10 protein-coding genes are annotated in these 12,147 nt (G+C 73.1%); 6 read left to right on the top strand and 4 right to left on the bottom strand.

All coding sequences use genetic code 11. The features are described from left to right. Positions 1 to 3 precede the first annotated feature (3 nt). Positions 4 to 1,722, top strand: a complete 1,719-nt coding sequence (locus ACFY9V_RS17255) for a mucoidy inhibitor MuiA family protein (RefSeq protein WP_391161773.1) — start codon at positions 4 to 6, stop codon at positions 1,720 to 1,722. 33 nt (positions 1,723 to 1,755) lie between these two features. Here ACFY9V_RS17255 and ACFY9V_RS17250 read toward each other — a convergent pair whose 3' ends face one another. Next, a complete protein-coding gene (locus tag ACFY9V_RS17250; RefSeq protein ID WP_391161772.1) occupies positions 1,756 to 2,931 on the bottom strand; it encodes an alpha/beta fold hydrolase in 1,176 nt (391 codons plus the stop codon). A gap of 248 nt (positions 2,932 to 3,179) precedes the next feature. On the opposite strand from ACFY9V_RS17250, the gene ACFY9V_RS17245 reads away from it, so the two are divergent. The 3 genes from ACFY9V_RS17245 to ACFY9V_RS17235 all read left to right on the top strand — a co-directional run bounded on the left by ACFY9V_RS17245 (position 3,180) and on the right by ACFY9V_RS17235 (position 6,438). After that, positions 3,180 to 4,718: an alkaline phosphatase family protein gene (locus ACFY9V_RS17245; RefSeq protein WP_391161771.1), complete on the top strand. Its 1,539-nt coding sequence runs from the start codon at positions 3,180 to 3,182 to the stop codon at positions 4,716 to 4,718. A 148-nt stretch (positions 4,719 to 4,866) separates the two neighbouring features. Next, positions 4,867 to 5,748, top strand: a complete 882-nt coding sequence (locus ACFY9V_RS17240; protein WP_391161770.1) for an alpha/beta fold hydrolase — start codon at positions 4,867 to 4,869, stop codon at positions 5,746 to 5,748. Between the two features lie 306 nt (positions 5,749 to 6,054). Then, positions 6,055 to 6,438: a PPOX class F420-dependent oxidoreductase gene (locus tag ACFY9V_RS17235; RefSeq protein WP_355348495.1), complete on the top strand. Its 384-nt coding sequence runs from the start codon at positions 6,055 to 6,057 to the stop codon at positions 6,436 to 6,438. A gap of 36 nt (positions 6,439 to 6,474) precedes the next feature. On the opposite strand, the gene ACFY9V_RS17230 is transcribed toward ACFY9V_RS17235, so the two are convergent. The 3 genes from ACFY9V_RS17230 to ACFY9V_RS17220 form a co-directional block, all read right to left on the bottom strand. Then, complete coding sequence (locus ACFY9V_RS17230) at positions 6,475 to 8,283, bottom strand: gamma-glutamyltransferase (RefSeq protein ID WP_391161769.1); 1,809 nt, start codon at positions 8,281 to 8,283, stop codon at positions 6,475 to 6,477. A gap of 200 nt (positions 8,284 to 8,483) precedes the next feature. Then, positions 8,484 to 9,155, bottom strand: a complete 672-nt coding sequence (locus ACFY9V_RS17225; protein WP_391050013.1) for a DUF4232 domain-containing protein — start codon at positions 9,153 to 9,155, stop codon at positions 8,484 to 8,486. A 150-nt stretch (positions 9,156 to 9,305) separates the two neighbouring features. Continuing rightward, positions 9,306 to 10,571, bottom strand: a complete 1,266-nt coding sequence (locus ACFY9V_RS17220; RefSeq protein ID WP_391050014.1) for a saccharopine dehydrogenase C-terminal domain-containing protein — start codon at positions 10,569 to 10,571, stop codon at positions 9,306 to 9,308. A 141-nt stretch (positions 10,572 to 10,712) separates the two neighbouring features. Between ACFY9V_RS17220 and ACFY9V_RS17215 the strand changes: the two genes are divergently transcribed. Continuing rightward, on the top strand, positions 10,713 to 11,420 hold the full coding sequence (locus ACFY9V_RS17215) for a TetR family transcriptional regulator (protein WP_391161768.1): 708 nt from the start codon (positions 10,713 to 10,715) through the stop codon (positions 11,418 to 11,420). 319 nt (positions 11,421 to 11,739) lie between these two features. After that, complete coding sequence (locus tag ACFY9V_RS17210) at positions 11,740 to 12,087, top strand: ATP-binding protein (RefSeq protein ID WP_391161767.1); 348 nt, start codon at positions 11,740 to 11,742, stop codon at positions 12,085 to 12,087. The last annotated feature ends 60 nt before the right edge of the window (positions 12,088 to 12,147 follow it).

The raw sequence follows: 12,147 nt of genomic DNA, 5'->3' as shown, positions 1-12,147 counted from the left end.
ACCGTGACCACCCCGGAGACCCTGACCGACGGGACCGGCGCGCCCGGCGCCGATGACACGCCCGCCGAGCCGGACGCGCTCTTCCTCCCGGTCACCACCGTGACCTGCCTGGAGGACCGCGCCCAGGTCGAACGCACCGGCACCGCGCGGCTCACCGCGGGCGTCCAGCGCCTGCGGATCGGCCCGGTCACCCCGCTGACCGTCGACCGCTCCCTGCGCGCCGAGATCTCCGCGCACACCGAGGGGGACGACGACACGGACCTCGGCGCGGACGGTCCGCGCGTGTTCGACGCCCGCGTCATCCGCACCTACACCCCCGCGCCTCCCGGCGCGCCGGGTCCCGACGCGTCCGAGCTGCGCCGCGAAGTCGACTCCCTGGAACGGGAGATGCGCGAGGTCGGACAGCTGCGGCAGCGCCTGGAGAGCGCGCTGGCCGTGGTCCACCAGGCCAAGGCCGATCTGCACCGCGACATCGTGCAGGGCGCGGGAGCGGGCGCCGCCGACCCCGAGCGCTGGGCCGACCGCCTGGAGCGCGTGGACGAGGACGCCGAGACCCGGATCGGCGAACTCCACCGGCTGCGCCGCCGCGAGCACGACCTGAACGAGGAACTGCGCACGGCGCGTACGGCGTTGGCGGCCACCGAGACCGAACCCCCGGTGCTCACGGCCTTCGTGGAACTCGTCGTGGAGGCGCCCGAGGCCGGTTCCGCGCGGATCCGCGTCGTGAGCCTCGTCCCGTGCGCGCTGTGGCGCCCCGCCTACCGCGCGACGCTCGCCGCCGACCGCGACAGCGTCACCCTGGAGACCGACGCCTTCGTGTGGCAGGACACCGGCGAGGACTGGAACGGCGTACGGCTGTCCCTGTCCACCGCGCGCCCGACGCTCGCCGCGGCCCCGCCGGAGCTGACCGAGGACGTCCTGACCCTCAGGGAACGCACCGTCGAGGAGCGCCGGACCGTCGAGGTGGACCTGCGCGAGGAGGACGTCACGACCGTGGGCGGCGACTCGGCCGCCGACACCGCGGGCGGCGCGGGACCGCTGCCCGGCCTGCACGACGGCGGCGCGGTCCGCGTCCTGCACGCGCCCCGCCCCGTCACCGTCCCCTCCGACCGGCGCCCGCACCGCGTCCACCTGTCGGCCTTCACCGCCGCCTGCCGCACCGAGGACACCTGCGCCCCCGAACTGTCGCCGCTGGTCGTGACCACCGCGCGGTTCCCCAACGCCGCGGGCCACGTCCTGCTGGCCGGCCCCGTCGACCTGGTGCGCGACAGCGGCTACACCGGCCGGGCCACGATGCCCTTCGCCGGTACGGGCGAGGACGTACGCCTGTCCTTCGGCAGCCAGGACACCTTCCGGGTCGTCCGCCACACCGAGGAGCAGCGCGACACCACCGGTCTCGCCGGGATCAACCAGCGCACCGTGATCACCCGTCAGGTGCGGCTCTTCGTCTCCCGCCTGGACCAGCCGAGCGCCGAGCACCCCGGCGACGCCGACCGGCCGGGCGCCGACCTCACCCGCGAGGTCGTGATCCGCGAACGCGTCCCCGTCTCCGAGGTCTCGGCCGTCGAGGTCCGCACCCTGCCCGACCGCTGCCGCCCGGCGCCCGACGAGACCGACGACGACGGCATCGTCCGCTACGTCCAGCGCCTGGCTCCCGGCGAGCGCCGCGAGATCACCCTCGTCTACGAGGTCAGCGCGTCGAGCGCGGTGACCGGTCTGTGACGCGGCCCTGACGCCCTTACGCAGGACCGCCGTTCAGCCCGCTGCCGCCCGGTAGGGGCGGAAGAATTCGCGCAACTCCCGCGCGTACAGCTCGGGTTCCTCGAACGCCGCGAAGTGGCCGCCGCGCGCGGGCTCGGTGACGCGTACGGCGTTGGCCGTACGCTCGAGCCAGGCCCGCGGCGGGCGGGCGATGTCGCCGGGGAAGAGCGAGAAGCCGGAGGGCACTTCGACGCGGCGGGTGAGCTGGGCCGACGGGATCGCGGAATTCGCGTGGTACATCCGCATCGACGAGGCGATCGTCCCGGTGAGCCAGTAGATCGTCACGTTGGTGAGGATCTCGTCCTTGGTGAAGCTCCGCTCGATGTTGCCGCCGCAGTCGCTCCACGCCCGCAGCTTCTCCACGATCCACGCGGCCAGCCCCGCGGGCGAGTCCTGGAGCCCGACGGCCGCGGTCTGCGGCTTCGTACGGTGCATGGCGGCGTATCCGCCCTCGGCCGCGCCCCAGGCGGCGGTCTGCTGGAACCAGGCGCTCTCCTCGGGTGTGAGCTCCGCCGGATCGCCCGCGAAGACGGGCAGGCCGCCGTCGGTGCGGTGGACGGCCACCACCCGGTCGGGGTGGTCGAGCCCGAGATAGCGGCTCACATGGCTGCCGATGTCCCCGCCCGCCGCGCCGAACCGCGCGTAGCCGAGGACGTCCATCAGCTCCGCCCACAGGCCGCTGACGGCGACGGAGTCGAGCGGCCGTCCCGCGGCGGGGCGGTCGGAGTACCCGTAGCCCGGCATGTCGGGCACGACCACGTCGAAGGCGTCGGCCGGGTCGGCGCCGTGCGCGGCCGGATCGGTGAGGAGCGGGACGACCTTCGCGTACCGCCAGAAGGAGTCCGGCCAGCCGTGGCTGAGGACCAGCGGCAGGACGGGCCCCGTGGGCGCGACGGCGCGGGCGTGGACGAAGTGGATGCCGAGCCCGCCGATCGGGGCCCGGAACCGGGGGAGCCGGGCCAGCGCCGCCTCCTGCGCCCGCCAGTCGAAGCCGTCCGCCCAGTAGGCGACCAGTTCGCGGAGGTAGTCCAGGTCGGTTCCGAGCGACCAACCCGCGTCCTCGGGCGCGTCCGGCCAGCGCGTCGCGCGCAGCCGGGTCCGCAGGTCGTCGAGCGCGGCGGCGTCGGCCCGCGGGGTGAAGGGTTCGGGGCGGGGCGGGGCATCGGGCATGGGACGCATGCTAACGCCGCGTACCCCGGCGGCCCCGGAACGGGGAGCGTGGCGAATCCGGACGTCGGCCACTGGTAGCCGACCGTTCAACAGGTCGTCTTCCGCAGGGGTCTGGCCTCCGCCCATGCGTCACGGAAAGATAACAGGTATGGACCGAACAGCCTCGATGTTCCGGGGCGTTCGGTCCCACTGGTGCCCTCCCGCACCGCGCGTCTCCGCCACCTCCGCCATGTCGAACGGAGCAACAGATGTCCGACCACGGGATCTCCCGCCGCAGCGTCCTCGCGGCCACCGCCGCCGTCGGCGCGACCGTCGCCGTCAGCGGCGTCACCGCTGCGACCCCGGCCGCCGCCGCGGCCCCCACGCTGCCGAACGGCACCAGCAAGGACAAGGTCCTCGTCGTGGGCATGGACGGCCTGCGCCACGACAGGATCGACGCGGCCACCGCCCCCCACCTCAAGTCCCTGATGGCGAACGGCACCTACGGCACCAGCCTGCTCTACGCGAGCCCGATGGCGGCCACCGTCTCCGGCGCCGGCTGGTCGACCATCGCCACCGGCGTGTGGCCGGACAAGCACGGCGTGAAGGACAACACCTTCGCGGGCAAGAACTACGGCGCCTACCCGGGCTTCATCAAGCGCATCGCGTCCGTGAAACCGGCCCTGTCCACCTACGTGGCCGTCGACTGGAAGCCGCTCGACGCGCAGGGCACCTTCACCGACGGCGCGGACGGCAAGGTCGTCTACGACGGCGACACAGCCGACTACACCGTCACCGACGCCCAGATCGTCGCCGACTCCGAATCCGTCCTGCGCGATCAGAACCCGGATGTCGCCTTCGTCTACTTCGGCAACACCGACGAGGTCGGACACGCCTCGGGCGCCGCCAGCCAGGCGTACCTCAAGGCCATCGCCACCCAGGACGGCTACCTCGGCCGCCTGCTCGCCGCGGTCAAGGCCCGTCCCACCTACGCGAGCGAGCGCTGGACGGTCATCGTCGCCACCGACCACGGACACCTGGACGCGGGCGGCCACGGCGGCTCCACCATCGAGGAGCGGCGCACCTTCGTGCTCGCCCAGGGGCCCGGCATCGCGGCGGGCCTGCGGCCCATCGACACCCGCCTGGTCGACGTGGCCGCCACGGTCTTCAAGCAGCTCGGCATCGTCCCCGCCGCCTCCTGGGGTCTGGACGGCAAGCCCGTTCAGGAGCGCTCGACCGATCCCTTCGACACGCTGACGCTCTCACCGCGCACCGACGAGACCGGCATCCCCGCCGGGGTCCTGGGCTACACGCACACCACGCCCAGCGGCTGGTCGATCATCAACTCCGCGATGGGCACCGGCGGTGTCACCGAGTGGCGCGGCTGGTCCTTCGCCACCGACGAGTTCTGGTCCCGCGCCCAGGCCGACCAGTCGCGTGAACTCAACGTCCGCTCGCGCGGGGTCTTCGCGGTCGCCGACTCCGACGAGTGGGCCGACAAGTCCTTCTCCGGCACGTTCGACTCGACGCTCGTCACCCCCGCCCACGCGGTCACCGCGGGCTCCAAGGTGACCCTCGACTACGTCACGCACTACCTCCAGGAAGGCAGCCAGAAGGCCGAGATCCTCGGCTCCTGGAACGGCGGCACCCCGACGGTCGTCAAGACCTACACCGCCGACACGGTCGCCAAGGTGGAGTCCCTCACCCTGACCGCGCCCGCGGGCGCCTCCACTGTCAGCTTCCGCTTCCACTACACCGGTTCCAACAACTGGTACTGGGTGATCGACGCGGTCAAGATCACCGGCTAGCCGCCCGATGTCCGGGCAGGGGGCGCCGCCACCGGCATCCGCGCCCCCTGCCCGCCCGACCCGGCACCTGAAAGTGCGGGAGAAGACGCAGGTCAGCCCCGGCCGAAAGCCGGATGCGAGGCGATCGGCCGACTGGCAGACTCCGCACATGCCCCATGCAGACGTCGCGCCCGGAGTGTCCCTCGCCTATGAGACCTTCGGCGACCCCGCCGATCCCGCCGTCCTGCTCGTGATGGGCTTCGGCGCCCAGATGATCTCCTGGCACGAGGACTTCTGCCGCGCGCTCGCGGACCGTGGCCGCCACGTCATCCGGTACGACAACCGCGACTGCGGGCTGTCCACCTCCTTCGACGCCCACCCCGTCGACATGGGCCGGTTCATCGCCGCGGTCAGCTCGGGGGACATCGCCTCCGCCCTGGCCATGGTCCCCTACACGCTCCAGGACATGGCCGACGACGGCCTCGGCCTGCTCACCGCGCTCGGCATCGACCGGGCCCACGTCTTCGGCTCCTCGATGGGCGGCATGATCGCCCAGACGATGGCCATCCACCGGCCGTCGCGGGTGCTGACCCTGACCTCGATGATGTCCTCGACCGGCGAGTCCCAATACGGCCGGCCGACCCCCGAGGCGCAGGCGGTGCTCTTCGCCCCGAAACCGGCCGACCGTGAAGGCTATGTCGCCGCAGCGGACAGGGAGTTGGTGTGGGCCTCCCGGCGCTACGGCGACGCCGACGCCCTGCGCGACCTGGCCGCCCGCAGCTACGACCGCGCCTATCACCCCTCCGGCGTCGGCCGGCAGCTCGGCGCGATGATCCTCGGCGGCTCACGCGCGGACGCACTCCGGAAGCTCGAGGTGCCGACCCTCGTCATCCACGGCCTGGACGACACCCTGATCGGCCCCAGCGGCGGGGAGCGCACCGCGGAGTTGGTGCCAGGGGCCGAACTCGTCCTGATCCCCGATATGGGCCACGACCGCCCCCGTGAGCTGTGGCCCGAGATCATCGGCCTCGTGGCGGAGCACACCGCCTGAGCGATGACCGCGCCGCGGTCGCGCAGCGTCCGTCAGGTCGCGGAGCCCCGGCGGACCGGCCTCGCCCCCGGCGGCCGTACGGGCGCCGCTCCAGGACGTTCTCGTCGACGAGGCGGTTCAGCCGCTCGGCCGGCGCCTCGCGCGGGATGCCGAGGTCGCGCGGACCTGGCAGGGTTCTCAGTGTGCACGCGTGTCGGTCCACGGATACGTCCCCGGACGCGGCCCTGGGCGGCCGTCCGCGTACACCACCAGAGCCGCCGACCCGTTCACCGGCGCACCCGCACCAGCCATCAGGAGCTGACCACGATGCTCGACCCCGACGTCCGCCGCGTCCTCGACGGCACCTCACTCGCCCACATCGCGACCGTCCTGCCCGACGGCGCCCCGCACACCGTCCCCGTCTGGATCGGCACCCACGGCGACCGCGTCACGATCTTCACCGGCCCGCGGTCCCGCAAAGCCCGCAATCTGCGCCGCGACCCGCGCGTGGCGCTCTCCCTCACCCCGGCCGACAACCCCTTCCAGCCGGTCGTCATCCGCGGCAAGGTCGTCGAATGGCTGGAGGGCGACGCCGTCTGGGAGATCATCGACCGGATGGCGACGAAGTACACCGGCGGCCCCTACTCGCGCGACAACGAGCTCGTGGTCGCGCTCATCGAGCCCGAGCACCAGAGCGTGGGCATGGGCTGAGGATTCCGCAGGGCCGCGCGCCGCCGTCCGGACGCTTCAACGTCCCACGGCGTAGCCCTGCATGCCGCGCGGATTCGCGGCGGCCGACAGCACGCCCGTCTCCGGATCGCGCGCGACGGCGGAGATCCGCCCCTCCGACCAGGCGCCGCCGACGCTCACCGCGTGCCCCCGGCGGCGCAGTTCGGCCACGACATCGGGACCCGTCCGCTCCTCGACGGTGAGGCTGCCCGGCGCCATGGCCCGCGGGTAGAAGGAGCCGGTGAAGCTGTCGGTGTGCCAGTTCGGCGCGTCGACGGCGCCTTGCAGGTCGTAGCCGCCGCGCACCCGGTCGCGGAGCGCCACGGCGAGGAAGAAGTGCACCTGCCACTGGTCCTGCTGGTCGCCGCCGGGGGTGCCGAAGGCGAGGACGGGCACCCCGTCGCGCAGCGCCAGCGACGGACTGAGCGTCGTGCGCGGCCTGCGGCCGGGGGACAGGGAGTTGGGCAGACCCTCCTCGACCCAGGTCATCTGGAGCCGCGTGCCGAGCGGGAAGCCCAGCTCCGGTATCACCGGATTCGACTGGAGCCACCCCCCGCTGGGCGTCGCCGAGATCATGTTGCCCCAGCGGTCCACGACATCGATATGACAGGTGTCGCCGCGCGTGCCGCCGTCGACCGCGACCGTCGGCTCGCCCGCCCCGGCCCCGGCCGGCGCCACCCGCGCCCCCGCGCCCTGCCCCGCGGCGGTCGCGTACGCGCTCAGCTTCGGCGTCCGACCCTCGGGGCCGCCGGGCCGCAGTTCGTACGAGGCCCGGTCACCGATGAGTTGGCGGCGGCCGGTGTTGTACGCGGTGGACAGCAGCGCGTCGAGCGGGACGTCCGACGCGTCGCCGTACCACGCCTCGCGGTCGGCCATGGCGAGCTTCGTGCCCTCGACCAGCCGGTGGACATACGCGGCGGACCCGTACGCGGGCAGGTCGGCGGCGCGCGACGGCAGCAGGGCGAGCTGCTGGAGGAAGACCGGGCCCTGACTCCACGGACCCGCCTTGCAGACCGTCCAGCCGTCCCACTCATACGTGGCGGGCTCCTCGTACGACGCGGACCAGCCCGCCAGATCGCCGGCCGTGAGCGTCCCGGTGTGCCGCTCGCCGCTGGTGTCCATGGTCGGACGGGCGGCCTGGGCGACGATCGCCTCGGCGACGAAGCCCTCCCGCCAGATCCGGCGCGCGGCCTCGATCTGCGCGACCCGGTCCCCGCCGCCGTCCGCCTCCGCCTCGGCGATCAGCCGCCGCCAGGTCGCGGCGAGCGCCGGATTGCGCCACAGCTCGCCGGGACGCGGCGCCTTGCCGCCCGGCAGATACAGCTCCGCGGACGTCGTCCACTCCGTCTCGAACAGCTCACGCACCGTCTCGACGGTCGCCGTGACGCGCTCGACCGGCGGATGACCGTCCGCCGCGTACCCGATCGCGTAACGCAGCACCTCGGCGAGGGACGCGGTGCCGTAGTCGCGCAGCAACGTCATCCAGGCGTCGAACGCGCCGGGCACGGCGGCGGCCAACGGCCCGGTACCGGGCACCAGGTCCAGGCCGAGCGAGCGGTAGTGGGCGACGGTCGCGCCCGCGGGCGCCACCCCCTGCCCGCACAGCACCCGTACCTCCCCCTCGGCGGGCCCGACGATGATCGGCACCTCGCCGCCGGGACCGTTGAGGTGCGGCTCCACGACGTGCAGCACGAAAGCACCGGCCACGGCGGCGTCGTACGCGTTGCCGCCGCCCTCCAGTACGGCCATCGCGCTCTGGGAGGCGAGCCAGTGGGTGGAGGCCACCATGCCGAAGGTGCCTTGGAGGGTCGGCCTGGTCGTGAACATGCGCTGCGCCTCTCTCGGGTCGGGCAACTCCCGTCAAGGCGCGTCCCGTTGCCCGCGTCGAGGGCTGTCCGCCGCCATGACCTGGCACATCACGGTGCCGCGTCCTTGCACGCAGGCTAGCGACCGGGAAGCGGCGGGTCCGCGGCGGTCCACCATCCGGGCCCGCGCGGGCCCTTGACGGTGCGTCAGGCGACCGGTCGTCAGCGCCGCACGGCGCCTATGGTCAGCGGGTGGATGCCCGTACCGGCGCAGTGCTCGGTCTTGTCGGCGAGGAACAGCGCCGCCTTCTGGTTCGGCGGATAGATCCGCAGCCCCTCGACCTTCGTCAGCTTGCACTGGTCGGCGCTGTAACCGCCCTGACCGTTGCTGTCGTGCAGCTCCGCGTACGCGGTCGCCTTCGGCGCCAGCGAGACGGTGCCGTGCGAACCGCCGTCACGGTCGGCCGCGGGACCGGCCTGCGCCCCGGCCGTCTTGACGTACGAGACGCCCGGATAGCCCGTCAGCGTGCACGCCGTGCTGCCGGTGTTGGTGAAGACGACCTTCGCGTGGTACTGCCCGGCGCCGACCTCGGCGTCCTTCAGCGCCACGCTGAGGTGGTCGCTGGCGCACGCGCTCGGCCCCGCCGCCTCGGCCGACGCGCCGCCGGAGCCGTCCGCCGACGACGTGGGCGTACCGCCCGGCGCGCTCTGCGTACCGTCGTCCGTCGTGGACGGCGCACCGGCGGACGGGGAGTCGGACGGCGCCGCGCTGACCGAGACGGACGAGCCCGCCGGAGCGGCGGACCCGCCGTCGTCCGAACAAGCCGTCAAGGTCAGGGCCGCCGTGGCCAGAGCCGCGGCGGGCACCATCACGCGTACGGACAGGCTGCGCATCGTGGGACCTCCGTGCGTCCTGGGGCCGGAAGACCGACCCCGTCGTACTCAATCACCGTGTGATGCCACGCCTGCCCCTGTCCTCCCTGGCTACACAGGCGCCCCAGGTCCGGGGGCACCTCGGGGCATCCGCCCCGACGGCCGCGGGCGCTACGCGTTCGGCGCCGGGGCCGCGTCCCGATCCTGCGCGTTCCCGGCCTGTTCGCGCATCGCCCACGGGGACCCGTACGCGACGAGCAGGTCGAGGAAGGGCCGCGCGTCGAACGCCTCGGGGCCGAGGACACCGCTGCCGCTCCAGGTGCCGTCGGCGAGGAGTTCGAGGGCGATCACCGGATTGATCGCCGTCTGCCAGACGACGGCCTGGGAACCGTACTCCCGCATCGACCACTGGTTGTCGACCACGTGGTAGAGGTAGACCTCGCGCGGGCGGCCGTCCTTGGTGCCCTTCACCCAGGTGCCCGCGCAGGTCTTGCCGTGCATCCGGTCGCCGAGCGCGGCCGGGTCCGGCAGCACGGCGGCGACGACGTCCCTGGGGGAGACCCGGGCCGGACCCCGGTCGGTGGCGACCGTGACCGGGTCCGTACGGTCCAGGCCCAGGTCGTGGAGGGTCTGGAGCTTGTCGATGAAGTCCTGGCCGAGACCGTACTTGAACGTCACCCGGCGGGCGTCGACCCAGCGCGGGATCAGCAGCACCTCCTCGTGCTCGACGTTCACGCACTCCACCGGGCCGATGCCCTCGGGGAAGTCGAAGATCTCGGGCTGGCTGAACGGCGCGGTGGTGTACCAGCCGCGGTCCTTCTCCCACACCACCGGCGGGTTCAGACACTCCTCGATGGTGGTCCAGATGCTGAACGACGGCGCGAAGTCGTAGCCGTCCACCGTGAGATTCGCGCCGTCGCGCACCCCGATCTCGTCGATGCCGTCGAAGAGGTGGTCGGCGGCGTAGCGGGCGAAGACATCGGACATGCCCGGCTCCACGCCCATGCCGACCAGAGCCAGCAGCCCGTCCTCCTCCCACGCCTTCGCCTGCGCGAACTGGTCGTCGCCGAGCTTCGTGCCGCACTCCTCGTGGGGCCGCCGCGCGTGCGGCACCGACAGCGACATCGCCATGTCCATATACGTCGCCCCGGCCCGGTGCGCGGCCTGGAACAACGGCATGACGAAACGCGGGTCGGTCGCGTTGAGCAGCACGTCGCACCGCCGCTCCCGCAGCAGATCCTCCACGGAGAGCTGGTCGGAGGCGTCGATCCTGGCCGTGCTGAACCGGTCCGCCGCCTCGCCCAGTGCTGCGACGGCCGCCTCGGCCCGGCCCGGGTCGTAATCGGCGACGACCATGTGCTCGAAGAAACCGCGGCGGGCGGCGATCCGGGTGATGGCGCTTCCGACGCCTCCGGCTCCGATGAGCAGTACGCGCATGGCGGGGTTCCTTCCGCTGGTCGAGTGGATGAGCGGGTGAGCGGTGCGGCCGGGGCCCTCGCACGGGGGGGCTCGCGCCGTGGAGTGATGGAACCGCCGGCGGCGCCGTAAGGTCAATGCCGTTGGCGTAAGCTCCCGGCCGTGGCCAAGAAGGTGGTGGACGGAGCCGCGCGGCAACGACGTCGGCCGACGCGGCAGGGCGAGGTGCTCAGCCACGAACTGATCGTGGAGACCGCCCTGCGCATGCTGGCGGAACACGGCGCGCAGGGGCTGACCGCGCGGCGGCTCGGCCTGGCACTCGGCGCCGACCCCAGCTCCCTCTACCGCTACTTCCGCGGCATGGACGCCCTCGTCCTGGCCATCGCCGACGAACTGATGGGCCGGGCCCTGGCGGGCTGGACGCCCACCGGCCAGTGGCGGCGCGATCTGCGCGACCTGGGCCTGCGGATCCACCGCGCGTATCTCGCCCACCCGCAGGCGGCGGTGCTGACCGCCAGCCGGGTCAGCGGGGGGAAGCGCGAACTGGCCGCGGACGAGGCCATCCTGGGCATCCTGCACCGCGCCGGCTTCACCGGCCCCGGCCTCGTACGCGTCTACCACGTCTTCATCGACGGCTGCCTGGCCTTCGCCGCCCTGGACGCGGCCTCGCTGGCGCTGCCCGCCGCCGCCCGCGCGGCCGACGAGGAGATCTGGCAGGACACGTACGCGGCCCTGTCGCCCCGCACCCACCCGCACATCGCCGCGACCGCGCCCCTGCTCGCCGCCCGGATGACCCGCAGCGCCTATCCCGACGCCCTGGACATGCTCATCGCGCAGTCCGCCCGCGAACTGCCCCCGGCCACGCGCTGACCGACCCGGCGTCCTTCCCCGGATCCGGTCCCTTACCCCTGTATCGAAAGAACGCGGTAGACCGGTCCGAGCCGGGCAAGCGACCTGAGGAAGCAAACCGCCGGACAATCTGGTTCAGGAGCGTCACATGTACATAGGTATCGGAACCATCGTTCTCATCGTCGTCGTCGTACTCGTCGTCATGATGCTGCGGCGCGGCTGACCTCAGGTCGCACGCGCCGCGGGATCTCCTCCAGAGGTGATTCACGTGAGCGATCCGTCCGATGGCGGGGCACCGGCGGCAACGCCGGTGGCCCACGCCGTGACTGTTTCCCGGCCCATGAGCGCGGCGGAAGCACGCGTCGCCGCCTCGGAGTTCGCGGACACCCTCCACCCTCCGCTGGCCGTACGGACCCTGCAGAATCTGACCCTCGTGGTCTCCGAGCTGGCCGCCAACGCCCTCCGGCACGCCGGAGCGGTACGCGAACTGCGTCTGAGCGCCGCCGCGAACACCCTTCGCGTGGCGATCGACGACCCCAGCGACACCCCGCCGCAAGGCCGCGCGCCCGACTGGAACGGCGCCAGAGGCGGCTTCGGCTGGATGATGATCCAACGGCTGGCCCACTCAATGGCGGTGACCCGCCGCCCCGGAGGCGGCAAGACCGTCCTGGTCACGCTGGCCCGATAGGGCCGCCGGGACCTCGCGCCCGCACCCCGCCCGCCCGTGACCCGACCGGCATCCCGGTGG

The organism is Streptomyces sp. NPDC008317 (genome assembly GCF_042955955.1).
Lineage (GTDB): Bacteria > Actinomycetota > Actinomycetes > Streptomycetales > Streptomycetaceae > Actinacidiphila.
Note: the sequence above shows the minus strand (reverse complement) of the source record. Positions and strands in the feature narration are given on the sequence as shown.

What these genes read in the sequence shown, in the direction of transcription:
- ACFY9V_RS17220 (WP_391050014.1), bottom strand. Translation starts at nt 10,571, where the DNA reads ATGCGCGTACTGCTCATCGGAGCCGGAGGCGTCGGAAGCGCCATCACC.
- ACFY9V_RS17230 (WP_391161769.1), bottom strand. Translation starts at nt 8,283, where the DNA reads ATGTTCACGACCAGGCCGACCCTCCAAGGCACCTTCGGCATGGTGGCC.
- ACFY9V_RS17235 (WP_355348495.1), top strand. Translation starts at nt 6,055, where the DNA reads ATGCTCGACCCCGACGTCCGCCGCGTCCTCGACGGCACCTCACTCGCC.
- ACFY9V_RS17225 (WP_391050013.1), bottom strand. Translation starts at nt 9,155, where the DNA reads ATGCGCAGCCTGTCCGTACGCGTGATGGTGCCCGCCGCGGCTCTGGCC.
- ACFY9V_RS17210 (WP_391161767.1), top strand. Translation starts at nt 11,740, where the DNA reads ATGAGCGCGGCGGAAGCACGCGTCGCCGCCTCGGAGTTCGCGGACACC.
- ACFY9V_RS17250 (WP_391161772.1), bottom strand. Translation starts at nt 2,931, where the DNA reads ATGCCCGATGCCCCGCCCCGCCCCGAACCCTTCACCCCGCGGGCCGAC.
- ACFY9V_RS17240 (WP_391161770.1), top strand. Translation starts at nt 4,867, where the DNA reads ATGCCCCATGCAGACGTCGCGCCCGGAGTGTCCCTCGCCTATGAGACC.
- ACFY9V_RS17245 (WP_391161771.1), top strand. Translation starts at nt 3,180, where the DNA reads ATGTCCGACCACGGGATCTCCCGCCGCAGCGTCCTCGCGGCCACCGCC.